The sequence below is a fragment of the Leifsonia xyli genome (assembly GCA_001647635.1).
Lineage (GTDB): Bacteria > Actinomycetota > Actinomycetes > Actinomycetales > Microbacteriaceae > Leifsonia > Leifsonia xyli_A.
Window position 1 is genome coordinate 2,652,312 of sequence record CP014761.1, and the last position, 23,733, is coordinate 2,676,044.

A 23,733-nucleotide genomic window follows, 5' to 3' on the forward strand; every position below is an offset into this window, starting at 1 on the left:
GTGGTGCCAGAGAGCAGATGGAAGGCGCTGCGTACGAGCGCGAAGTGGCTGTACGCCTGGGGCATGTTTCCCAGCTGCCGGGCAGTATGCGGGTCCCACTCCTCGCTGAGCAGGCCGACGTCGTTGCGTAAATCCAGGAGTCTCTGGAATAAGGCTTCGGCGTCGTCTCGTCGGCCGGCGCCGATCAGTGCGTCCACCAGCCAGAACGAGCAGGCGAGGAACACCCCCTCCCCGCCCGGGAGGCCGTCGTCGCTGGCTTGGGGGCGGTAGCGCAGGACCAGCCCGTCGTCGGTGAGGTCTTTCTCGATGGCTTCGATTGTGCCGACGACTCGTGGATCGTCGGGCGGGAGGAACCCGACCCGGGGGATCAGCAGCAGGGAGGCGTCTAGATCGCTCGACCCGTATGCCTGCACGAACGTGTTCCGCTTTGGGTCGAAGCCGTTTTCCAGGATGTCGCGGCGGATTTTCGCCCGCAGCCGCTCCCACTGGCGTACCGGGCCGGGGAGATTGAACTGGTGGGCGCCGTCGATCATCCGGTCGACGGCAACCCATGCCATGACTTTCGAATGGGTGAAATGTTGGCGTGGGCCGCGCATCTCCCACAGCCCGTTGTCCGGTTCTTGCCAGTGCTCAGCCAGATGGCTGACGAGGGCCCGCTGCACGTCCCACGCCTCCTCGCCTGCGCCGATCGTGGTGCGGGTGAGAGAGAGGCCATCAAGAACTTCACCCCAGACATCGAGTTGCAGTTGCTGCGCGGCGGCGTTGCCGACACGGACGGGCGTGGAATGATCGAACCCGGCCAGCCAGTCCAGTGTCTGTTCTGGGAGGCGGCGACGACCGTCCAGTCCGTACATGATGCGCAGGTCGGCGGGGTCACCGGCGACGGCGCGGACCAACCAGTTGCGCCACGAACTGGCCTCGTCGGTGTAGCCGGCGGTCAGAAGAGATTGCAGGGCGAGGGTCGCATCGCGCAGCCAGCAGAAACGGTAGTCCCAGTTGCGCGGCCCGCCGGGCTGCTCCGGCAGGGAGGTGGTCGGCGCGGCCACAATGCCGCCGGTCGGGAGGTAGGTCAGCGCCTTGAGAGTGATCAGTGAGCGCTGGATCGCGTCGCGATGTGCCCCGTACGCGTTGCTCTGACTGCTCCAGCGGGTCCAGAACAATTCCGTCGAGGCCAACGCCGTCTCCGGATCGGTTGGCTCTGGTTCCTCCTCGTGGCTGGGGTACCAGCTGAGCGTGAACGCGACGCGGTCGCCCGGGCTAACGGTGAAGTCGGCGACGGTGCGGAAATCGTGGCCGGCCAGGGGCACGTCTGAGGAGATCAGAACCGCGTCCGGGCCGGCGACGGCGCGAACCCCGCGGTCCGTCTTGGTCACCCAGGGAACGACATGCCCGTAGTCGAACCGCAGTATCAGCTGGAACTGCATCGCGACCGTCCCGGAGACGCCCTCGACGATTCGTACGAGGTCGGCCGCCCGGTCACGCACCGGCATGAAATCGATGATGCGCACGACCCCGTCCGCGGTCTCCCACTCGGTCTCCAGGACCAGGGTGTCGCCGCGGTAGCGGCGACGCGTGCAACGACCGCTACCGGCGGGTGCGATCCGCCACCGTCCCGCCGCCTCCGTGTCGAGCAGGGCGGCGAAGCACGCGGCGGAGTCGAACCGGGGCAGACACAGCCAATCGATCGACCCGGTAACCGACACCATCGCCGCCGTGTGCAGGTCGCCGATCATCGCGTAGTCCTCGATCCGCGGTGCGCTCACAGGCCCACACTTCCGTGCATGATGCCGCCATCCACGAAGACGGTGGTGGCGGTCAGGTACGAGCCGCCGTCGGAGATCACGAAGGCAACGACGTCGCCGATCTGCGAGGGGTCGGCCACCGTGCGCAGCGGGATGCTGTTCTCGAGCTTCTGGCGGAGCGAGTCGTCTTTCATCGTGGCGGAGTTGATCGGCGTGTTCACCGCTCCGGGTGCGACGGTGACCACACGCACGCCGTGCGGTCCCAGCTCCACTCCGGCGGTGCGGGTCAGCATCCGCATCCCGCCTTTCGCCACGCAGTAGCTGAGGTTGCCGGGCATCGGCCAGTCCTCGTGCACCGACGATACGTTCACGACGATGCCGCCTGAGCCTTGTTCGATGAACTGCTTCGCGGCCCGTTGCGTGCCGAAGACCGCGCTCTTGAGATCGACGGCCATCACCTCCTCGAAGGCATCCTCGGTGACCTCCAAAAGGCTGTGCCGCTTTTCGATGCCGGCGTTGTTGACGAACGCGTCCAGGCTCCCGAACTCGTCGACGGCGGTCCGGATGAGCTTGTCGATGTCTGCCGGTGAGCTGACGTCAGCCTCGACCCCGACTGCGCGTCCTCCCGCGGCGGTGATTTCTGCGACCAGGTCCGCGGTGTCCTCCGGCCGCGCCACGTAGTCGATGACCACGGCGGCTCCCGCCGCGGCTAAGCACCGTACGATTGCGGCCCCGATTCCGCTGTTGCCTCCAGTCACCACGACGCTTTTGCCGGTCAAGTCCACTGGGTCCCTCCTTGGTTTGCCGCCCATTGAACCATTCAGTTGCGCAAATGCAACTGTTTTCGGCGAGCGTCCAGCGAACGCCTCGCTCCCGCAGGGCTTGGGTAGTCGCCCGCTCTCGGAATCCGCTCAATAGAGCTTCATTTGGCTTGGGAGTCGGCGTGTGAACGCGTCGGAGCGAATGGTGGCTACGAAACCGTTCTTGGCATGGCAGTGTCGGGTCGGCGACCATCCCTGCAGGGTGTCGATCGAATGTTGTCGCCGAAGCTGAGCGTCCCGTCCTTCCTGCCGCCTCCGTTCCCGCGCGGCGCTCTGTGCGAGAGGTCGCCCCTCTGAGCGATTTCTCACGCTGACAGGATGGTCGCCGGGTAAGCCCTTCGGTAATATGCAGCCTGATGATTGCGGATGCGCAATGAGCTTGTCAGTGGACCGCAGTGGTCCGGTGCCCGGGAGCAGACGGTAGTCGAAGTGATGGTGTCGTACGTTCACATTCAAGGCAGGCGCTTCGGCCCTCTCGCTGACCTGGCGTCCGTACGGCAACGCATTCAGTCGGCTGTGATCAGTGGAGGTGACTTCGTCTCACTGCCGGTAGCGGGGCGGACGCTCGACGTATTGGTCACAGGGCGAATGCACCTGCGATTCGAGACTGTCGATGTGGACGAGGACGCGCCGACCGGCGGATCCATCGGCGTCGGTTCGCTTGTGCTCGACGAGGACAACTTCGATGAGTGGGGACTGTAGCTCACTGTCGCAACCCGGCTCTCCGCCCGCCGGTGGCAGGGCGGGTGCGGCGCCCGTGGATACATTCGGCTCTGCCCTCACCGTCAGCCGTCGGCCCGCGTCGGGGACTGTCGGGTAATCGCGTCTGCAAGGTTCCCGAAGCGGGGAGGGGGGTGGGGGAGCACCCCTCCCCGCCCGCACCGGTCGTTTGCCCGACGGGTGGCTCAGGCCGGGGAATGGGCCCGAGGTTCTTCGGTGTCCGGTCCGGGTGGCTGGAAGGGTGGCCCGGTGGTTTCCGGGGCGGGGCGCCCGGCGCGGAGCAGGCGGCTGTGCAGGACATCGCCGATGAACAGATCGTAAATCAGCACACCGATGACCCCGCCGATCAACGGTCCCAGGATGGGAACCCACATGTATCCGCTGAACCAGGGCCCGTTTCCGGGCACGGCCAGATCGCCCCATCCTGCGAGCCAGGCCAGGAGCCGTGGGCCCAGGTCTCTGGCGGGGTTGATGGCGTATCCGGCGTTGGCGCCGTAAGACATGCCGATCGCGGCGACCGCGAAGCCGATGATCAGTGGCCCCAGGTTCGATTGGACGGCGGTGTTCCTGAGGTCGATGACCGCCACGACGAGCAGCACCAGGAACATGGTCCCGACGATCTGATCGAACAGTGGCCCCCACATGTTGCCGTCATAGTACGGGGCGGGGAAGGTGGCGAAGATCGAGAAGGAGGCAAGCGTATGCCCGTTGACCTTGGGTCCCTTGCTCGCCGTATCGAAGGCACCGATCGCGGCCGCGTACACGCCCAGCACGAGGGCTGCTCCGACGAAGGCCCCGAGCAGCTGCGAGAGCATGTATGGAAGCACCTTCACCCACGCGAAGCCGCGGCGCACTGCGAACGCCAGTGTCACGGCGGGATTCAGGTGGGCGCCGCTAACCCCGCCGGCGACGTAGATGCCGAACACGACTGCCATCGCCCATCCCCACGTGATCAGGAGCCAGTCACCGGTTCCCAAGAAGAATGTGGTCGGTCCTTCAGTGCGGCCTGATCCCGGTAACGCGGCCACCGCCATCGCGACAACACCGTCGCCGAACGCGATGAGGACGAATGTTCCCAGAAACTCCGCGAGGCACTCGCCCCACAGGCCGCTGCGGCGTTTGAGCCCCCAGCTTCGGACTAGCACCGGGATGGTGTCATCGGACATTACACACCTCCAGGGGGAAGCGGCGTGTCGCCACGTCGATATGATGATTGTTACGCAACGTTTGCGATTGCGCAATGAAAACCTGGGAACCGAGTTGGATGGGGATGAAATCCAGGGCGGATACCTCTTGCCCGGCTACCGGGCTGGGGAAGGCGGGGGAGGAGCTCATTCCGTGGCGAACCCTCCGAATCTTTACGCGGCCTCACCGGTGGTGTTGCTGGCCACCAGCAACGGGGACGGCAGCGCGAACCTCGCTCCCGCGTCCTCGTATTGGGCGCTCGGTCGGATGCTGGTTCTTGGGCTGGAGACCGACGGTCAGACTCTGGTCAATCTTGGTGATCGGCCGCAGTTGACTGTGAACTTCCCGTCGCCGCCACTGTGGTCTGCCGTCGAGCGGATCGCCGGCCTGACCGGCCGGAGGGAGGTCCCGGAAAAGAAGGCCGACCGGTACGCATATAGTGCCGACAAGTTCGCCGCTGCGGGCCTGACCCGGCAGCCCTCCGATCTCGTCGGCCCGCCGCGGGTGCGTGAGTGCTTGCTGCAGCTGGAGGCGGAGGTGCGGAGACTGACGCGCGGCGTGAATGGTGACTACGCTATCGCTGAGGCCGAGGTTGTCCGCGTGCACGCCGATCCGCGCATCGTCGGTGCCGGCGACCGCATCGACCCGCTGGTATGTCAGCCGATCGTCTACAGCTTCCACAGGTATTTCTCGCTCGGCGAACCACTGGGAACACGTGGCTCCCCCGCTTCGGCGCCCGCCTACGAGAACGGAGCGGCCGAGGTGGAGGGCGGCGACGCGGCCTGCTGGCTCACGTCGGTGTGCCCTGAGTGTGGCGCCATGCGGGAGGGGCCCGGCGCCTGCTGGCGGTGCGGAGCCGCTTAGGCCTGCGCGTCTCCGGTAAGGCCCGGGCGGACAAGGGTGAACCGGCCGTCGTCGGCGTGCTGCTCTCCGGCGGCGCGGGCGAACGCGCGGAAGCCGTCGGTCGCGCGCGCCCGGTCTTCTGGCTTCATCGCTGCCAACACGTTCGCCAGCGCCTTGCGGCGGTGCCCGATCACCTGGTCGACAAGTGCGGCGCCTTGGCCTGTGAGAGTCAGCCGGACGAAACGTCGGTCGACGGGATCCTCGGTCCTTGAGATCAGCCCGGCGTGCACAAGCTTTTCGCTGGTGCGTGTTGCGTTGGAGGCGTGAACGCCGAGCTCTGTGGCGATCTCGCCGAGGTTCTGCGGGCCTCGGGTCGCGATGGTCACGAGCACTCGCAGCTGCGGGGAGGTGACGATGTCTTCAACCTCGGCCACCGATCGAGCTGCGACACCCATCATGACGTCCACGGCGATGAGCGCAGCATCCACATCCTGCAGTTCGACATTCTCGGCATCCACTCTCTCAGTTGTACCGCCAATCGTTTGCGCACGCGCGAGAACTGCGCAACCGCGCGGTCGTTCCCATCGTCCGCCGCCGAACAGGGTGTACCAGGCACCGAATCCGCCTGCGGCATACATGACGATCGCGGTGGTCCAGCCAAGGGTTTGTGACAGCCACCGATTACGGTATTCGCCCATGATCCTGCCGTCGCGGGCGATCAGCACAACGATGACGACGAAGGGTCCCGCGGCGATGCCGTTCACGATCGCAGAGAACACCAACAGTTCGGATGGGGTTACGAACATGTAGGGGCTAACCGTCGTGCCGAGCACCGCCACAGCAAGAGCGGGATAGGCCGGCTCCAGCCGGAACTGGGTTCCCAACACGCCGCGAAGCACGCTGGCCCAGTCGACGTGCGTGACGAACGGAACGCCGATATAAACCAGGAGGGCGAGGCACAGCCATTTGAAGATTCGTCCGATCCAGCGGAACGACCCTGCCTCCAAGGCGATAGCGATCTCGGCCCCGGCGATCGCTGACCACAGCGGTGCCGGGCCGGCCCCGAGAAGGCGCATGCCCGGCCGATGGCCATCAGGTCGGCTGAGAGGCTGAGCACGTTGGCAACGATGAGGGCAGCTAGAAGAACTCCGATGACAGTCTGTGCTACGCGACCGAACCGGCGCCGGATGAGTTTTCTGAGGCTGTCACCTGTAGCGAGCGCCACCCGGTCGCACCTCTCTCGGACCGCCATCATCATGGGCAGCGCGACCGGAACGGTCGAAAGCTGCGCGCTGCCGTAGGCGCCGCCCTCCTGGGTGTATGGCGCAACTCCGGCCGGGTCGTCGTCGGCGGCGCCAGTCACGATGCCCGGGCCCTAGACGCGCAGGAAGCGGGTTATCGGATTCCTTAGATGGTGCGATTTCTCTCTCCCCTTTAGGACGCGGCGACGGTAAAGAGGCCGGCGACGCCGAGCAGGTAGACCAGGAGCACAGTGAAGGAATCCACACCCATTCCGAGGATCCGCTTAGTTGGACGGAACACCAGCCCGACGCAGTAGATGAGCGTGAGGAGAGCCGCCAGCGCAGTGAGGTAGATGTCGCTGGCGTTCGCCTGGGGCAGTACCGCACGTCCGGAGATCACAGTTGCTATTAAAAAGAGCACCGGGAGGAAGGCGTTGCCACCGAAGATGTCGCTCATCGCCAGGTTGTCATCGCCCTGCTTGACCGCCTGCAGCCCCGTCGAGATTTCGGGCAGTGAGGTTGCCAGAGCGAGGACAGTGGCGCCGAAGAGAACCCCCGAGAGGCCCACCTGTTTCGACGCGGCATCTCCGCTCACCTCCAGAACGACGCCGGCTCCAAGCGTGGCGAGCGCGGAGACGCCGAATACGAGCCAGACGCGGGCGGTACTCCAGTTCTGATGAGGAGCTTCGGGCTTGCTACGGCGGTGCCCGGCGATATGGGGTGACGCGTCTGGCGGGTTTCCCTTCTGCTCCCACGGCAACTGCTTCCCCGCGCGCTTCACGAGCAGAAGCCCGACGACCCACACCACGGCGATCAGCACGACATCGGGAGTCAGGCGAAGGAATACCAGGGATGGAAGCTGGCTGCCTGCCATTACGATCGTCAGCACGGCGACGACCACCACTGCTTCAAGCACCAGGACCAGCGACGCCGCCCGATACGTGAGCGGTCGTAGGCCCTTTCCTCTCTTGCCGAACCCGTCCAGGATGACCAGCACCGCGGTCTGAAGCGCGATGCCGCCCAGGATATTGCCGAGCGCGACCGAGAGGTCACCGGAGAAGGCGGCGCTCACGGTGATCGCGATCTCGGGGAGATTTGTTGCCATGGCGAGAACGATCAAGCCGCCGAGCGCACTACCGATGTGGAGGCGCGAGTCAAGCACATCTGTAGTGCGGGAAAGCTGAATGCCGGCCACCCACACCACGGCTGCCGCGACAACGAAAACTAGGATCAACAGCCACATCGGCCACCCCATCATTTGTCTACCGCCGAACCGCATCGCTGGGTTTGCTGATGGCTAATCAAGAGACTCCTTCGCTCGTCGACGCGTCCACCTTCGGCCGCCGTTGCCATTGCAAACGTATGCTTTAGTTGCGTTTTCGCAAGTAGTCGGGCGATTCGTCGTCAGCGTGGTCCAACAAATGGCCTCGTGCTCGCCGGTGAGCCGTCGGGCCGGGTATTCCGGCGCCGCTGCCCTCCTCCGCGCTGGTGGTCTTCGTTGTGCTGTAGCCGAAGATTTTGATCGAGTGCTCGCCTTTGCGGACTTGGCGGCGTTTGGTCTGCCATTGCCGGAACCGGCGACCATCCTCGCGTCCGGTTGGGCGAGGATCACGAGGACGTTGTTCAGGCTGTACCTGCGGAAGGAGCGGGCGAAGTCGAGGAACCACCCCCATTGGCTGCTATTGGCGTGTTGTTGAACTTGGCGGTTCAGCGACGCGTTGAGTGCTTCGGCTTGGAATTCCTGCGGTGCGTTCCTTCGCGTTGTTCATGATCTGTGCTCCCTGGTGGTCAACCTGTTTGTGTGGGCTGTTCGATAGAGGGAGTCGGTGGGAACGGGAGCACCGTAAGTGCCAACCGCGCTCTGGCGAGGTAGCCCGAAGGGCGCGTCAGAGCGCGATTGGCACGGCAAGGTGCGTCAGCGACCTACGATGCACGCTCGGCCAGCTCACACCGCAGTTTGAAAAGCACTGCCCTCCGCAGCAGGACCACACCCGACGCTTGCAGATCTTGGTCGGGCGGTCGGATCCGCGCGATCCTCTCGACGGGATCCTGGATGCGGTCGCCGCCGACGTGGGTCGCACCGATTTCCGGGGCTGTCTGTTCGGGAACGCCGCCGCCGAATTCGCTGCGCCAGTGCAGCCTGCCTAACTGGCTGCTACTCACTGCCGAGCCGACGTGCGCACCGGGTTGATCGACCTGGTTCTGCGGTCCGGAGGCGAGCAGAGTCGTGCGGATGAGCTCGCGAACCTCATCGACGGCGTATACCTCAACGCGGCTCACCTCGGCGCCGATGGGCCGGCCGTCGCCGCTCTCGCCTTGGCGCGCCGCCTGGTCCGGCAGCTGCCTGGCTGATCACGGAAGGGTGGATCGGGGAGTATCGGCCTCGCCTGACACCGCGCACGGCAGGCTCAGTGTGACCGCTTGGGCCGCTGTCCGCAATGTTGTTATCTCATGTCAGCACTACGAGAGGTCGACAACCTCGGCGTCTTGCGCGTTGGTCTTCACGGATTCGATTCCGCTTTTTGCTGACGCCTTCGAGGAGTACCCCTCGGAAGTGGCGATGATCTCGCCGTTACCGGCCTTGAGTCGGAAGCGGTATTCGCCGTTCGAGGACTTGTACAGTTCGAATTTGCCAGCCATTATCTGCTCCCAGTTGCTCGAGGTGTACCTGAATCGGGTCACACGATAGCGCCGCGCTCGCTATCGGTGCCAGGGCCATTGCAGCGCCGCGGACATAGCTTCCTGAGAAGGCGCACAGTTCCCGGTAGCCGGGTGAGGGTCTGAGCAACCCGAATGCTCAGACCCTCGCCGGAACGGCCTAGGCCTCCGGCGGCCAACGTTTATGGGGGGCTTGGCGTCGGCCCCCCGGAACCTACTCAGCCGGGAAGCGTGGGGTCAAGGTCGCGCACTACGGACTATTCGATGAGCGATCGTCGACAATGCGCGACTCTCTGGGTCACCTTCGCCCGTGCAATGAGACCATCACCACGGGGGCCCGAGATGGTCTGGTCAGCTGCCCGTCGTCGAGGACTTTGAAGCTCGCCCCACGGACTCGCGTTTCACGAAGGTTGCTATCGCCCGCTCGTGCGACTCGCGGACCCCGGAGAGCTCGGAGAGCATCGATCGCGCGCACAACTCGCCGATGGACTGGATGTCATGGCCCATCACGGCTAGCGGGGGCTCGGAGAGCATGCAGAAGGGGGAGTCATCCCACGCCAGAATGGAGACGTCGCCGGGCACGGCGAGTCCGCGCGCTTTTAGCTCTTCGAGTCCACCGATCGCCATCACGTCGTCGTCGTAGATGATGGCGGTAGGCGGGGTCTCTCGTGCCACGAGCGCCGCAGTCGCGGCGCGCCCGTTCGCCTCCGTGTAATCGTGTGCTTCGTTGATGTCGCCGATGACGCCGAGTTCGGCGCACTTGGATTCGAACGAGGCGGTGCGGATGATGGTGTGCGCGAGCTGCGTTGGTCCGCTCACCCTGCCTATACGCCGGTGACCGAGGTCGAACAGTCGCTGAACCGCTAGCTCCATCGCCGACGCGTCGTCCGTCCAGACGGCGGGGAATTGTCCGGCGGTCTCGGGGAAGCCGACGACGACGGTCGGCAGGTTCAACTCGGTCAAGAGAGTGACCCGTGGGTCGTCGATGCGGAGGTTCAGGAGAAACACCCCGGCAACTGCCCCGGAGTCCTTCCAGTAGCGGTAGGTCTCCAGCTCGGTTTCCGCGTCCGGAACGATCTTCACCACCAGCGACGTGCCTGCACCCAGAAGGACATTTTGCATACCCGCTGTCAGTTCGTGGTAGTACGGCTCCTCGCCGTACTGTTGCTCCAGTTCCAGCACCAGACCCAGCGGCGCGTTATCTGTCATGCTGCGACTCCTCACGATCGCGGGGCCAGCTGATGCTGCAGGACGAGCGCTGACGCGCCAAGAGCTGCGGCGTCGCGCGGATTCTTGGAGAACCTAACGTCGATGGTGTGAGCCCGACGCGCGAAGAACCGGTCTTCGAGAACGGCGCGGATTGCGCCGACGTATATGGCGCTCGCGATAGCGAAGCCGGGGCCGGCGAGAACGACGAGGTCGAGGTCGGTGATATTCACCAACGTCAGCACGCCTTCGGCGATGTACTGTGCCGACTCCTGGATGAGTTCCTGGGCGAGCGGATCCTGGCTGACCGCACGCCTAGAGATCTCGTCGAACAGACGTGCTACCGGCATGGTGTCTCCGCCTGGTAGGTCCATTCCCCGAGCGCGCGCCTTGCGCACCACCTCGGTGGGTGCGGCAAAGAGCTCGAGGCAGCCACGATTCCCGCATCGGCAGGTGTCGCCGTGGACGTCGAGCGAGACGTGACCGATTTCGCCGGCATTCGATGCGGAACCGCGGAATGCTGAGCCGTTGACGACGATTCCCGAGCCGATTCCCTCGCCCATGTAGACGCAGGCGAAGGAGAGGGGTGCATCCACACGTCCGCCCCAGAACTCTCCGATCGCGGCGGCAGTGGCGTCCTTGTCTACGACGACCGGCAGCCCCGTCCGTCGGGAGAGCTCTTCCCGCAAGGGGTAGGAGGACCACTCGGCCGTGCCGGGGCCGCCGAGCATGCGGCCGCCGGGGTAGTCGATCGGTCCCGGTGCGACGATGCCGATCCCTACAACGCCAGCGGGGTCGACCGCGAGGGTGCGGAGGAGGGCGCCCACATCCTCGCTGACCACATCGACGGTCTCGGAAGGGGGAGCCGCGCCGGACGCGACACGCATTGAGTGCCGACGACGCGCCCAGCCATGTTGGAGACCACGTATGTCGTCTCGTTGGGTCCGAGGTGAACGCCGACCCCGTAGCGAGCGCCGGCGGTGATCGCGAGAAGCGTGCGCGGCTTGCCCCCGGCGGAGGCGACTTGGCCGACCTCTTCGATGAGGCCTTCGTCCAGCAGTGCGCGCACGATGAAGGAGACGGCGGCGGGGGTGAGGGCCATCCGTCTGGCGAGCTCGACTCTGCTGATCGGCCCGGCCGAACGGACGATGTCGAGAAGGCGAGTGCTGTTCGACGCGGGTCGCGCCGGCTGGAGTGTCACGGCCGTCTCCTTCAATCAGATCCGAACGCAGAGCGACTGTTGACATGGTCGCGCCGATAAGAGACTATCAGTGCAGCACCTTTGGTAAGTAACTAAATTTACATCTGGTGTGGACACGAAGCATCACCGCCTAGCACTCATTTGCAATGAAGGGAATGACATGCAAACCACACGAGCTCTCGGCGCTCTTGCCCTCGCCGGCTCGATCGCCCTCGTCGTTGCCGGATGCTCCTCATCCGGCAACGCGGCCGCCGGTGGATCATTGAAAGACAACGGCGATTGCAAGACCATCACCGTTCTGACGAACCGCACGGACATCGTGAAGACCACGTTCGCCGACTACGCCAAGACGTTCGAGAAGCAGAACCCGGGCCACACAGTCAAGTTCCAGGCCATCACGAACTACGACGGCGACGTCCGCACGCGGATGAACACGAAAGACTACGGGGATGTTCTGCTCATCCCGAGCACGATTACCCCCTCGCAGTTCCCCCAGTTCTTCACCCCTCTGGGCGACTCGAACGATCTCTCGAAGGACTACTACTTCACTGCGGCGGCTTCATACGGCGGCAAGACCTACGGGATCTCCCAGACCGGCAATGCCACCGGCTACGTAGTGAACAAGAAAATCTGGGAGCAGGCGGGGGTCACGACGCCGCCGACCACTCCGGATGAGTTCATGGCCGATCTGGCCGCCATCAAGTCCAAGACCAGCGCTGTCCCGCTCTACACCAATTACAAAGACGGCTGGCCGCTCACCAATTACAGCAACGAGTTCCTCGGAGCCGTCCAGGGCGCCGACGGACAGAACCAGCTGGCGACCGACAAAGCCCCCTGGACGGATGGAAAGGATCTCTACGTCGGCAACTCGATCCTGTTCGACGCCGTCCACGACAAGCTCACTGAATCAGATCCCGCCACCACCGATTGGAACACGAGCAAGACGCTCCTGGGTGGGGGCAAGATCGCCACGATGATGCTCGGCTCCTGGTCCGTCATTCAGATGGACGATGCCGCGAAGCAGGCAGGTGCGTCCGCCTCCGACATTGCGTTCTGGCCGCTGCCCGTGCAAACCGATGGCAAGTTCACCTCGGTGCTCTCGGGTGACTACAACGTGGCGATCAACAAGAGCTCGCAGTGCCAGGCGACCAGCAAGAAGTGGTTGGACTTCTTCGTCAACGACTCGGGTTACGCCGCGGACCAGGGCGGGATCAGCCCGAAGAAGGGCGGCACGATGCCGGCCACGCTGGCGGCATTCGACCAGCTGGGCGTGAAGACCTTCGAGCTCACCCCGGCCCCGAAGGGCAAGGAGAACCTGCTCCCGAGCATCCAGAAGGCGGCCAATCTGCAGCTGACCGACCAGACCTGGTACCAGAAGATGGTCGACATCGCCCGCGGTGCGGCTCCGGGAACGAAGGCGGACTACTTCAAGCAGCTCAACTCGGAATGGGCGAACGGCATCCAGACAGCCGGCAACTGACTCCCATCCCCGACGGTCCGGGCGCGGCGGGCGCCGCGCCCGGACCTTGAGAAAGGTATCGACGACGATGACCCTCTCCCGTCCGGTAGCCGGAGTCGTGAACGCTACAACCGACCTGGCATCTGCCGAGCTCAGCAACAAGACTCCGCGCAAGCGCAAGCCGCTGGTGCGTCAGCTGGTCCCGTGGCTCTACCTGGCGATCCCGCTCGCGTTCCTGATCGTGTTCACCTACGCCCCTGTGGGCAACATGTTCTGGTACAGCGTGACGTCCTGGGATGGCCTGGAGCCCGACAAGCCGTTCGTCGGACTCCAGAACTACGTGACGATTTTCACCAACCCGGTGTATTTCAACGTGTTCTTCGTCAGCATCTACTACCTCCTCGGGGCCGCCGTACAGCTGCTCTTGGCGCTCTACTTCGCTACGATCCTGAGCTTCAAGCTGCCGCTGCGGAATCTCTTCAAGGGCATCCTGTTCTTCCCCTATTTGATCAACGGGGTCGCGATTGCCTTCATCTTCCTGTTCTTCTTCCAGCCCGGCGGGACCCTCGACCTCACCCTGCAGTTCCTTGGTTTGAACGGGTTGACCCGCCAATGGTTGGGAGATCCCGCTGTGGTCAACTGGTCCCTTGCCGGGGTCTCGGTGTGGCGGTACATGGGATTGAACGTCGTCCTCTTCATCGGCGCGATCCAGTCGATCAATCCCGACCTCTACGAGGCGGCCGAGATCGATGGCGCCTCGTCCTGGCACCGGTTCCGCTACATCATCCTTCCCAGCATCAAACGCATCATCGGACTGACATCGATCCTCGCGATCTCGGGCAGCCTCGCCGTCTTTGAGATCCCGTACATCATGCTCGGGGGCGCGAACGGAACGACCACCTTCGTCATCCAGACGGTGAAGACGGCTTTCGTGAACAACAAGTTCGGGTTGGCGTCGGCCATGGCCGTCGTTCTCCTGCTGATCGTGGTGATCGTCACGGTCGTCCAGCGATTGCTGATCAAAGACGACGATGTGGACCTCGCATGAGCCGCGTCCTCTCCCGAACGCTGGTCTACCTGTCCCTGATCGTGGCGGCGATCGTGGTGGTATTGCCTCTGACCACCCTGTTGTTCGCCTCACTGAAGAGTTCGCACGAGTACGCAGTGACCACCGCGTTCACTCCTCCGTCGAACTGGTTCAACCTCGCCAACTATTCGCTTGCCTTCACCCAGGGCGGGATGCTGCTCGGCTTCTTCAACACGACCTTCATCCTGTTGTTCTCGATCGTCGGGACGATCCTTCTGGGAACGGCGGCCGCGTACGCGATCGACCGCTTCCAGTTCCGCGGCAAGGGCCTGGTGCTGTCCCTGTTCCTGCTCGCCGCGCTCGTGCCCGGCGTGACCACACAGGTCGCAACATTCCAGATCGTCAACGCGCTCGGATTGTTCGACACCCGCTGGGCGGCCATCGCTCTGTTCGTCGGCACTGACATCATCGCGATCTACATTTTTCTGCAGTTCATGGCTTCGATCCCGCGATCCTTGGATGAGGCGGCACGACTGGACGGCGCCGGTCACTTCCGGATCTATCTCCAGGTGATCCTCCCGCTGCTGCGGCCCGCGATCGCCACCGTGGTGATCATCAAGGGAATCGCGATCTACAACGAGTTCTATATCCCGTTCCTGTACATGCCGGATCCGGATCTGGGTGTCATCTCGACCTCGTTGTTCCGTTTCACCGGTCCTTATGGGGCCCACTGGGAGATCCTCTCGGCGGGAGCGATCGTCGTGATCGTCCCGACTCTGGTGATCTTCCTCATCCTCCAGCGGTTCATCTACCGCGGACTGTCGGCAGGAGCTGTCAAATGAGCCACCCCTCTCTCACCACCGAGAAGTTCGCAGGTGTCACCTGGGGATGGGTCGGCCACACCGAGGACTGGAGCTCGCCTGCGGCAGGGGAAAGCATGGAAGAGCTCGCCGGCCTGGGCGGCAACTGGGTGACGATCGCCTTCCAGGGGGTGCAGGAGAACGCGCAGTCGACGACGATTCGCTGGGGTTCGGCACCGCTGGTCACGGACGACGACCTCCGATCCGCGATCCGCCACGCACAGCAGCTCGGTTTGAAGGTGTGCCTGAAACCCGTCGTCAACTGCGCGTCCGGCACCTGGCGAGCGCACATCGGCTTCTTCGACGCCGACGTGCCCGGTGAGCCCACCTGGGCGGAATGGTTCGCCGCCTACACCGAATTCATCCTCCATTACGCCCGCATCGCCGAGACTGAGGGGTGCCCTCTGTTCTGCATCGGTTGCGAGATGGTCCGCGCCGACAGCCGAGAGGGCGAATGGCGAACCCTGATCGAGAAGGTTCGGCAGGTGTACTCGGGGGCTATCACCTACAACTGCGACAAGTACCAGGAAGACCGGCTGACCTGGTGGGACGCCGTCGATGTGATCTCCTCCAGCGGCTATTACCCGGCTGGAACTTGGACGGCCCAGTTGGACCGCATCCAGGAGACGGTTCTCAGCGCTGGAAAGCCGTTCTTGTTCCTGGAGGCGGGCTGTCCCTCGCGAGAAGGATCGGCAGCACGACCAAACGACTGGGAGCTCAAGGGTGACGTCTCCCTTGAAACCCAGGATGCCTACTACGCAGAGATGTTTGCAGAAACGGCGAAGCGGCCCTGGTTCGGCGGCTTCATGTTGTGGGACTGGCCCGCCCGGCTCTATGACGTCGTCGATGCTCCCCGGAACGACGACTATTGCCCGTTCGCTAAGCCCGCGGCGGAACGGATTCGCGCGCATTTCACCAGCATGATGGTCGGCGACGGGCGGTGAGGCGGCCACTGCTGGACGCCGGGCAAACGGGGATCCGGGCTCGGGTCGTCGAAGGAGGGGTCGTCATCGACACGACTCTCGGCCCCCTGCGAACGAGCGAGAGCATCCCCGAGCAGATCGTCAATGCGGTCGGCTCAGTGCTCGAGGGCAGCCCCGTCGACACGACGGTGTCCTGTGCGATTTCCGGTCTGACCGATCCGGAGCGGCTGGCCCGACACGTTGTGGCGCGATCATCGGGGCTCGGTGTCGTGCGTGTTCTCGTCGCCCACGACTCGGTGACCAGTTACCTGGCATGCGTCGGACGAGATCACGGTGCGGTCATCGCTGCCGGAACCGGAGTAGTGACCCTTGCGGTCGGTCCGACAGGCCAAGCGCGGATCGACGGATGGGGCAACATCATGGGCGATTCCGGGAGCGGCTATTGGATCGGCCGGGCGGGTCTCGAAGCAGCGATGCGAGCGCATGATGGGCGCGGACCGCACACCTCCTTGCTCGACGCACTCCGTCGCGACTTCCCGGACCCGGAGCTCGCCTATGTCAGCTTCCAGTCGGATCCGAACCGCATCGCACGGGTCGCCTCCTTCGCCCACAACGTCCTGGACAGTATTCAGCAGGATGCGGTTGCAGCACGCATCGCCCGGGCAGCGGCCTCAGAACTCGCGCTGTCGGTGACCACGGGCTTGAAACGCACCGGTTGGAGCCCCCAGGACTCCCCGGTGATCAGTTGGAGCGGGGGTGTGATGAAGAACCCGTTCATTCGCGAGCAGCTCGAGGTCGCCCTTCGGCAGGCTTGGCCCGCCGCCGCTGTCGTCGCTCCCCGGGGAGACCCGCTCGACGGGGTTGCCCTGCTCGGGGTGATTCCAGCCGATCATCCTCTGTCTTCCTCGATCACCGCGTCGGGGAACCGCCGATCGACCCCAATAGAAGGACGCTAATGACGCATCAGGGCCGCCCACTCCGAGTCACGGTATGGGGCGAAAACCGACACGAGCAAACCGACGCGACGATCGCCGAACGCTATCCCTCCGGGATGCACGGAGCCATCGCCGAGGGGCTACGCGAATCGCTCGGGACTGATGCGACTGTTCGAACGGCCACCCTCGACGAGCCTTCGCACGGGCTCTCCGACGAGATCCTCGACCAGACGGACGTGCTCACCTGGTGGGGCCATATGGCCCACGACGACGTCGCCGATGCTGTCGTGGACCGGGTCCACGAGAGGGTCCTGGCTGGCATGGGGCTTGTCGTCCTCCATTCCGGGCACTTCTCGAAAATCTTCAAGAAGCTGATGGGCACGACCTGCAGCCTGGCCTGGCGTGGCGCGCACGACACGGAGCTGGTCTGGACGGTGGATCCGACTCATCCGATCGCGGAAGGTGTCCCGCAGCCGATCGTCATTCCCGAACAGGAGATGTACGGGGAATTCTTCGACATCCCTGTCCCGGACGAACTGATCTTCATCAGCTCGTTCAGCGGTGGCGAAGTGTTCAGAAGTGGCTGCACCTTCCGCCGAGGGCGCGGGAAGATCTTCTACTTCAGCCCCGGCGACCAGGAGTACCCGGTGTACTTCCACCCTGACATCCGGCGCGTGATCGCCAACGGAGCCCGATGGGTTGGACCCGTCCACGGGGATGGCGAGATGCCCGAACTGCGCCACGCACAGACGGAGGCCTTCGCGCAGGCGGGTACCCGGTGAGTGCCAGCGCTTTTCGCACCCTGGAAGACCCGAACCGCCCCGTACGAATCGTCCAAGTCGGAGCGGGCGGGATGGGACAGACCTGGCTCCAGACCCTCCAGCTGCACTCTGATATCGAGCTCGTGGGTGTCGTCGACCTGAACGTGGACGCCGCCGAAGCGGCCGCCGGACAGTATGTGGCGGATGCGCGGGCATACTCGAACGACTTGTCGCAGCTCATTTCGGACGTGGCACCGGATGCGGTGCTCGACGTGACGATTCCGGCCGCCCACCATGCGGTCACAGTAGAGGCACTTTCCCACGGCATACCGGTGTTGGGCGAGAAGCCAGCTGCCGAGACGGTCGCGCAGGCGCTTTCACTAGCTGCCGCGGCTGACGTGGCCGGCGAACTGTTCATGGTGAGCCAGAGCCGACGATACGACCGGAACCTCCGCATTCTCCACGACGCGATCCGGAGGTGCGGGCCCGTCGGCTTTCTCACCTCAGAGCACTTCCGCGCGACGCGCTTCGGCGGATTCCGTGACCAGATGGATCATCCGTTTCTCCTCGAAATGGCGATCCATCCCTTCGATGCCGCACGCTATCTGCTGGACGCGGATCCGGTCGCCGTATATTGCGAAGAGTTCAATCCGGCCTGGAGTTGGTACAAGGGCGCCGCCGCGACCTCCGCGATCTTCGAGATGACGGACGGGAAGCGGTTCAGTTACCAGGGCAGCTGGTGCTCTCCGGGGCTGGAGACGTCGTGGAACGGGCGATGGCGTGCGAGCGGCCCGAACGGATCCGCTCTGTGGGATGGCGAGGGGGCGCCCGCAGCGGAGTACGCCGGCGAATCGTTCGATCCCTTCATCGAGCCTTCCCTGACCGAGGGCCTTGCCGGAGCGCTCGATGAATTCGTGGCCGCGCTTCGCTTCGGTGCGCTCCCTTCCACGATCATTCACGAGAACATCCCCAGCCTTGCGATGGTGGAAGCCAGCGTCAGCTCCGCTTTTCGCGGCGCCCGCGTCAGCATCGCCGACGTCTTGGATGAGGCAAGGGGGAGGCGCTCAGCACCGAGAAGGACGGCAACGTGCGAAGTCGGCTCGCCGATCCCGGTTTCATGGACAGACGCCACGACAGGCGATCGGACGACGACGATTCCCCAGCGCTGATCAAGGAGATGACTCATGACCAGGATTGAGTTCGACAGGCCGTGGCGGGCGCGCGCGGTCGCCGGTCCGGTCCCGGACGGTCTGACCGATTACTTCCCCGCGACCGTGCCCGGGAGCGTCCACACCGATCTGCTTGCATCGGGTCTGATTGCAGACCCCTACCTGGATTCCAACGAGTCGGAACTGCAGTGGATCGGCCGGAGCGACTTCGCATACGAGAACACCTTCGACGCCCCGGCTGGGACGTTCGAGCGCGTCGATCTCGTCTGCGACGGTCTGGACACGATCGCCGCAATCGATCTCAACGGGAGGAGAATCGGGGAAACCCGTAACCAGCACCGCTCTTATCGGTTCGATGTGGGAGAGCTCCTGCGCGACGGGGACAACGATCTGCGCATCACCTTCGCCTCGGCGCTCGATTGGGCTGAGCGCGCAGAGTCTCGGATCGGTGCGAAACCGTATGTCGGGAACGCTCACCCGTACAACGCGATCCGTAAGATGGCCGCGAACTTCGGCTGGGATTGGGGTCCAGATCTCGTGACCGCGGGAATTTGGCGGCCCATCTATCTGGACGCGTGGTCGAGGGCGCGCCTGGCCTCGGTCGTCCCCGTGACCAGTGTGACACCGGGGGGCCAGGGAGTGGTCTCGATTGCGGTCGCGATCCAGCGAACCTCGGATGCGCCGGTCACGGTGCGCGCGAGGCTGCGTGGGCACGGTGCCGAGGTCGCCACGATCTTCAGTGCCCGTCATGACGAGAGCTCGCTCAAGCTGCGGGTGGACTCTCCAGAACTCTGGTGGCCGCGCGGATACGGTGAACAGGCTGTCTATGATCTCGACGTCGAGCTCGTCCACGACGGGGTCGTGTTGGACGCGTACCGCCGGTCGGTGGGCTTCCGGAGTATCGAGGCGCGAGACGAACCGGATCAGTTCGGGACCGGTTTCTCCTTCTATGTGAACGGGGAGCGCATCCTGGTGAAGGGTGCTAACTGGATTCCTGACGACTGCTTCCTGCCCCGTGTGACGGAGAAAGATTACGCCGCCGGGGTGCGGGATGCGGTCGAGGCCGGTTTCAACCTTCTGCGCATCTGGGGTGGGGGGATTTTCGAATCCGACACTTTCTACGAGGAGTGCACCCGGGCGGGCGTGATGGTGTGGCAGGACTTCCTGTTCGCATGCGCGGCGTACTCGGAAGCGCCGGAGCTGTGGGACGAGGTGGAAGCCGAGGCCCGGGAAAACGTGGCCCGCCTCGCACCGCACGCCTCGTTGGTGTTCTACAACGGCAGCAACGAGAACATAGAAGGATTCTACGAATGGGGCTGGAAGGAGTTGTTGGCTCCTGGCGAGGACTGGGGGAACGGCTACTACTCGCGGCTGCTGCCCGAGGTTCTTGCCAGCATCGATCCGAGCAGACCTTATCGGCCCTCCAGCCCGTTCTCACCCACCGACCCCGCCCATCCGCAAGACCCCGACCAGGGGACCGTGCACAGTTGGGAGGTGTGGAACCGGCAGGACTACACCACCTACCGCGACCACGTTCCCCGGTTCGTGTCGGAGTTCGGCTTTCAGGCTCCGCCGGCTATGTCCACCATCCGGGAGGCAATCCATGACGAGCCGTTGGCCTCCGACTCGCCAGGTATGCTGCACCACCAGAAAGCCGAGGACGGCAACGGCAAACTCGAGCGCGGCTTCGTCCGTCACCTTCCCGCGCCGACCTCGTTCGACGACTGGCACTTCACAACCCAGCTCAACCAGGCCCACGCCATCACCTATGGCGTGGAACACTTCCGCTCTCATTTCCCTCGCAACACGGGGACGATCATCTGGCAGCTCAACGACTGCTGGCCCGTCACGAGCTGGTCCGCGGTCGACAGCAGCCGGCGCCGGAAGCCGCTCTGGTACGCGCTCCGTGCGCTCAACGCGCCGCGCCTGCTGACGATCCAGCCGCGGGGGGACAAGCTCGCCCTCGTTGTCGGAAATGACAGTCCCGCGCCGTGGACCGAGATCATCTCGGTGCGCAGGGTCGGCTTCGACGGCGAGGAGTACGCAGTCCAGTACGTCAGCGTTCACGTGCCGCCTCGTTCGGCGTCGACGCACGTTCTGGCCGCCGACATCGCCGTACCTGCGCGCCCCGACAGGGAGGTGCTTGTCGCGGAGAGCGGGCACGCACGGCTCGCGTTCTGGTATTTCGCCGAAGACCGATCGCTCGAGCTGAGCGCTCCGCGTTTCACATCGACGGTCACCCGTACGGCGGAGGGCTACGAGATCGAGATCGCTGCGGGCACGCTGCTGAAGGACGTGAGTCTTTTCCCTGACCGGCTGGACCCAGCCGCAACCGTCTCCGACATGCTGGTGACTCTGCTTCCCGGCGATCGGGTCACCCTGTCAGTCACCACCGAGCGTGATCTGGATCCGGACGCGCTGGTATCGTGGCCGGTCCTCAACAGCGTCAATCACCTGCTCATGGACGCTGCGGCCACCCGCGCCAGCGGCTACGGGCTCGGCGAGCAGCTTGACGTGCCGTTGTGACACGGTGAACATCGTCGATGCGGTGCAGCGCCGCACCGGAACTGCTGCACGGCTGGGATCCGAGGCTCGGTAAAGGTCTCCTCTTTCGCGCTCGACGACGAGCGATGTTCCGCGACCCCGCCGGCGGGCTCGCCGCACCGGTCGACGGAACCCGGCTGTCGGGCAACCCGGCCCGATTCCGCGGTAGAAATGGGACCGGCCCGCCGCCTGGATGGGCGACGGGCCGGTTGTTGCTGCTGAACTACTCTGCGTGGATATCGTCCAGTCCGATGCTGCCGCTTCGTGGCGCGCCGACACTGTTGAGATAGACCCAGAACTGCGTCACGCCCTGGAGCTGTGAGACAGTCGGAGCCGGGCGGGCGCCGGCCTTGTCCTGGAACTGTGACAGCGGGACGTCGAGGCTCTCGGGTGTCGTGCCTGCCAGCGACGGGTACGCCTCGAACGTGTGTCCGTCAGCGGTCGAGAACTGCAGCACGAACTTCTGGTTCGATCCGTCGGGTACCAGGTGTAGGTGCACAGCTGTGAATCCGGACCAGTCCTCCGTGGAGGCGAAGTTCTTGCCGAATCCCCCGTAGTCGCGCGTGGTGAAGTCGTACGCGAAGCGGATGCCGTTCTTGCCGTGCGACGCGGTACCGGGGTCGAGGCTGAGATCGGAGGGCTGAGCGTTGTTGTACGAGTAGGCGGCTTGGAGGGCGGCGTTGTCTCCGTATCCCTCGAAGTCATCGACGACGCCGTTGGCGAAGGTGGGCGGGGCACCCAGCACGACCCCGGAGGTGGCGGTTCGGGTGTCTCCCTTCGGGTACGTCGCCGTCACGGTCAGGGTGCTCGACGCGTTGGTGAGGTTCTCAGCGCCGATGTTCCATTTGGCCTCCCAGTACCCGTCTTGGGCGGGGCGAAGCACCAGTGGTGTCGCGGTGGTGGCGACTGCCGCTGTCACGGTCTTGGGTCGTTCGGCTCCCGCTTTGACACGGATGGTGACAGTCGGCTCGGTGATCCGGACGCCGTCGGCGGGGGCGACGATGTGGATGCTCGGGGCTTGTGGCGCCACGGTTGTGCGGATGTCGTAGCGGGTGGGCGCCAGGTCGTTGCGGAAGACCGTATAGGGGTCGGCGTAGAAGGCCTGGAAGTCGTTGAGCATCTCGTGGGCCGGCGTGGTGCCGAATGCCGGATACGGCGTGTAGAACTGATCGAGGCCCCAGTTGACCCAGGTCATCATGTACGCGATACGCCTCGCACCGGCATTCGCCTCGATGCCATGGATCACGTCGGTGAACCAGCGCACGCTCTTGTTGCCGGACGGCTTGAGCGTCCGGTCGCCGTTACGGCCGAACTCGGTGAGAGCCGGGATCTTGCCGTGCTCTTCTGCGATCGTCGAAAGCATCGACAGGTCGGCAACGGTGGAAGCGATGTAGGCGCTGGAGTCGTCCGGGGCGTTGTTGTAGTCGTAGGCGTCGTAGCCGAGCACGTCCACCCACTGGTCTCCGGGGTAGGTCGCCAGGTACCTCGACGAGTCGCCGCCGAATGACGCGTTCGGAGAGAACGCGCACAGCAGGTTGTGAAGGTTGTCCGCGTCGCGGAGGTGCTCCACTGTGTAGCGGAACAGCTCCTTGAACTCACCGGTCGTCGCATTCGATGTGCCCCACCAGAACCAGTTGCCGGTGTTCTCGTGGAAGGGCCGGAAGATGATCGGAATCGGTCGTCCGTGGTCGTCCTTCGCGCCGGCGAACACCTGTGCCAGACCGTCGAGGTAACGCAGGAAGTCGGCGTTCTTGTCGCCGCCGGGGAGGACGTGGCCGACGGTGCGCCCGGTCGTGTCGTAGTAGCCCTTGCCTGTGGCGAAATTGGGCATGTGCGCGCTGACCGTGACGATGCCACCGAGACGGTGCGCGTTCTGGATATCACCGACGAACCGGGTGATTTCGTCGTTCGTCGGAGGCGCGGGCTTGTCGTATCCGAAGTAGTCTCCGCCTTCGAATCCGAACACAGCGGGGTAATCGCCGACCGCGGCACGGACGTCGGATTGTGTTCCGTCACCGTGACCGGTGAAGGTGATGCCGTTGGTGGTCGTGTTCTGTTGACCGAAGAGAGCGCCGGAACCGAGCGTGGAGTCGAGGTATGCGCTCAGGGACCGCGTCTCCCGCGTGGCGTGGATGTCGGCCGTATGAACCACAGCAGGGGTTGTGTGGCCCGGGGGTTGATGATCGTCGGATCGGGGTGATGCCGCCGCTGCGGTCACGCCGGTCAGGGTGAGAGCTGTCGCCGCCGTGGCAGCGAGCAGCGCGAGGGCAGGGGTACGTCGGTGATTCGCCACGGCCTGTTCTCCATCGAACTCGGAAAGGGATGACCGAACGATAACCTAGTTAATTCATTTAATAAAGATCTGGGAAGGCAGTACTTCGCCGGGTTTCCCAGCCCTCTCTTCACCCGATCGTTGTGGTCGGGTTTCGGAGGGCAGC

General features: G+C 64.4%; 13 protein-coding genes and 5 pseudogenes. 9 read left to right on the plus strand and 9 right to left on the minus strand.

The window, feature by feature from the left end:
* Positions 1-23: 23 nt before the first annotated feature.
* The 3 genes and pseudogenes from A0130_13145 to A0130_13155 form a co-directional block, all read right to left on the minus strand.
* Positions 24-1,733: pseudogene (locus A0130_13145) on the minus strand (glucoamylase).
* 26 nt (positions 1,734-1,759) lie between these two features.
* On the minus strand, positions 1,760-2,554 hold the full coding sequence (locus tag A0130_13150; GenBank protein ID ANF32492.1) for a sugar dehydrogenase: 795 nt from the start codon (positions 2,552-2,554) through the stop codon (positions 1,760-1,762).
* A 1,013-nt stretch (positions 2,555-3,567) separates the two neighbouring features.
* Positions 3,568-4,449 (minus strand): annotated as a pseudogene (locus tag A0130_13155) (aquaporin).
* Between the two features lie 172 nt (positions 4,450-4,621).
* Here A0130_13155 and A0130_13160 point away from each other — a divergent pair.
* Positions 4,622-5,179: pseudogene (locus A0130_13160) on the plus strand (flavin reductase).
* A 149-nt stretch (positions 5,180-5,328) separates the two neighbouring features.
* On the opposite strand, the gene A0130_13165 reads toward A0130_13160, so the two are convergent.
* The 5 genes and pseudogenes from A0130_13165 to A0130_13185 all read right to left on the minus strand — a co-directional run bounded on the left by A0130_13165 (position 5,329) and on the right by A0130_13185 (position 11,617).
* The gene (locus tag A0130_13165) at positions 5,329-5,769 is read right to left on the minus strand and encodes a MarR family transcriptional regulator (protein ID ANF33439.1); all 441 of its coding nucleotides are present in this window, start codon (positions 5,767-5,769) and stop codon (positions 5,329-5,331) included.
* Positions 5,770-6,745: 976 nt separating this feature from the next.
* A complete protein-coding gene (locus A0130_13170) occupies positions 6,746-7,810 on the minus strand; it encodes a sodium:proton exchanger (GenBank protein ID ANF33440.1) in 1,065 nt (354 codons plus the stop codon).
* A gap of 1,202 nt (positions 7,811-9,012) precedes the next feature.
* On the minus strand, positions 9,013-9,192 hold the full coding sequence (locus tag A0130_13175; GenBank protein ANF32493.1) for a hypothetical protein: 180 nt from the start codon (positions 9,190-9,192) through the stop codon (positions 9,013-9,015).
* Between the two features lie 369 nt (positions 9,193-9,561).
* Positions 9,562-10,419, minus strand: a complete 858-nt coding sequence (locus A0130_13180) for a hypothetical protein (GenBank protein ID ANF32494.1) — start codon at positions 10,417-10,419, stop codon at positions 9,562-9,564.
* A gap of 11 nt (positions 10,420-10,430) precedes the next feature.
* Positions 10,431-11,617: pseudogene (locus A0130_13185) on the minus strand (hypothetical protein).
* Positions 11,618-11,879: 262 nt separating this feature from the next.
* On the opposite strand from A0130_13185, the gene A0130_13190 reads away from it, so the two are divergent.
* From A0130_13190 to A0130_13225, 8 genes and pseudogenes are all read left to right on the plus strand, one after another.
* Positions 11,880-13,097, plus strand: coding sequence for a hypothetical protein (locus tag A0130_13190; GenBank protein ID ANF32495.1), 1,218 nt, complete (start codon positions 11,880-11,882; stop codon positions 13,095-13,097).
* 163 nt (positions 13,098-13,260) lie between these two features.
* Positions 13,261-14,124: an ABC transporter permease gene (locus tag A0130_13195; GenBank protein ID ANF33441.1), complete on the plus strand. Its 864-nt coding sequence runs from the start codon at positions 13,261-13,263 to the stop codon at positions 14,122-14,124.
* The gene (locus A0130_13200; protein ANF32496.1) at positions 14,121-14,945 is read left to right on the plus strand and encodes a sugar ABC transporter permease; all 825 of its coding nucleotides are present in this window, start codon (positions 14,121-14,123) and stop codon (positions 14,943-14,945) included. Before A0130_13195 ends, A0130_13200 begins: the two co-directional genes overlap by 4 nt.
* Positions 14,942-15,907, plus strand: a complete 966-nt coding sequence (locus A0130_13205) for a 1,4-beta-xylanase (protein ANF32497.1) — start codon at positions 14,942-14,944, stop codon at positions 15,905-15,907. Before A0130_13200 ends, A0130_13205 begins: the two co-directional genes overlap by 4 nt.
* Positions 15,904-16,842 (plus strand): hypothetical protein, encoded by a 939-nt coding sequence (locus tag A0130_13210; protein ID ANF32498.1) that lies wholly within the window; start codon positions 15,904-15,906, stop codon positions 16,840-16,842. The genes A0130_13205 and A0130_13210 overlap by 4 nt, the downstream gene beginning before the upstream one ends.
* The gene (locus tag A0130_13215) at positions 16,842-17,603 is read left to right on the plus strand and encodes a glutamine amidotransferase (GenBank protein ANF32499.1); all 762 of its coding nucleotides are present in this window, start codon (positions 16,842-16,844) and stop codon (positions 17,601-17,603) included. The genes A0130_13210 and A0130_13215 overlap by 1 nt, the downstream gene beginning before the upstream one ends.
* Before the next feature lie 71 nt (positions 17,604-17,674).
* Positions 17,675-18,751 carry a hypothetical protein gene (locus A0130_13220; protein ANF32500.1) on the plus strand — a complete coding sequence of 359 codons (1,077 nt, stop codon included), beginning with the start codon at positions 17,675-17,677 and terminating at the stop codon, positions 18,749-18,751.
* Positions 18,752-18,766: 15 nt separating this feature from the next.
* Positions 18,767-21,211: pseudogene (locus A0130_13225) on the plus strand (beta-mannosidase).
* 307 nt (positions 21,212-21,518) lie between these two features.
* Here A0130_13225 and A0130_13230 read toward each other — a convergent pair.
* Positions 21,519-23,447 (minus strand): hypothetical protein, encoded by a 1,929-nt coding sequence (locus A0130_13230; protein ID ANF32501.1) that lies wholly within the window; start codon positions 23,445-23,447, stop codon positions 21,519-21,521.
* Between the last annotated feature and the right edge of the window lie 286 nt (positions 23,448-23,733).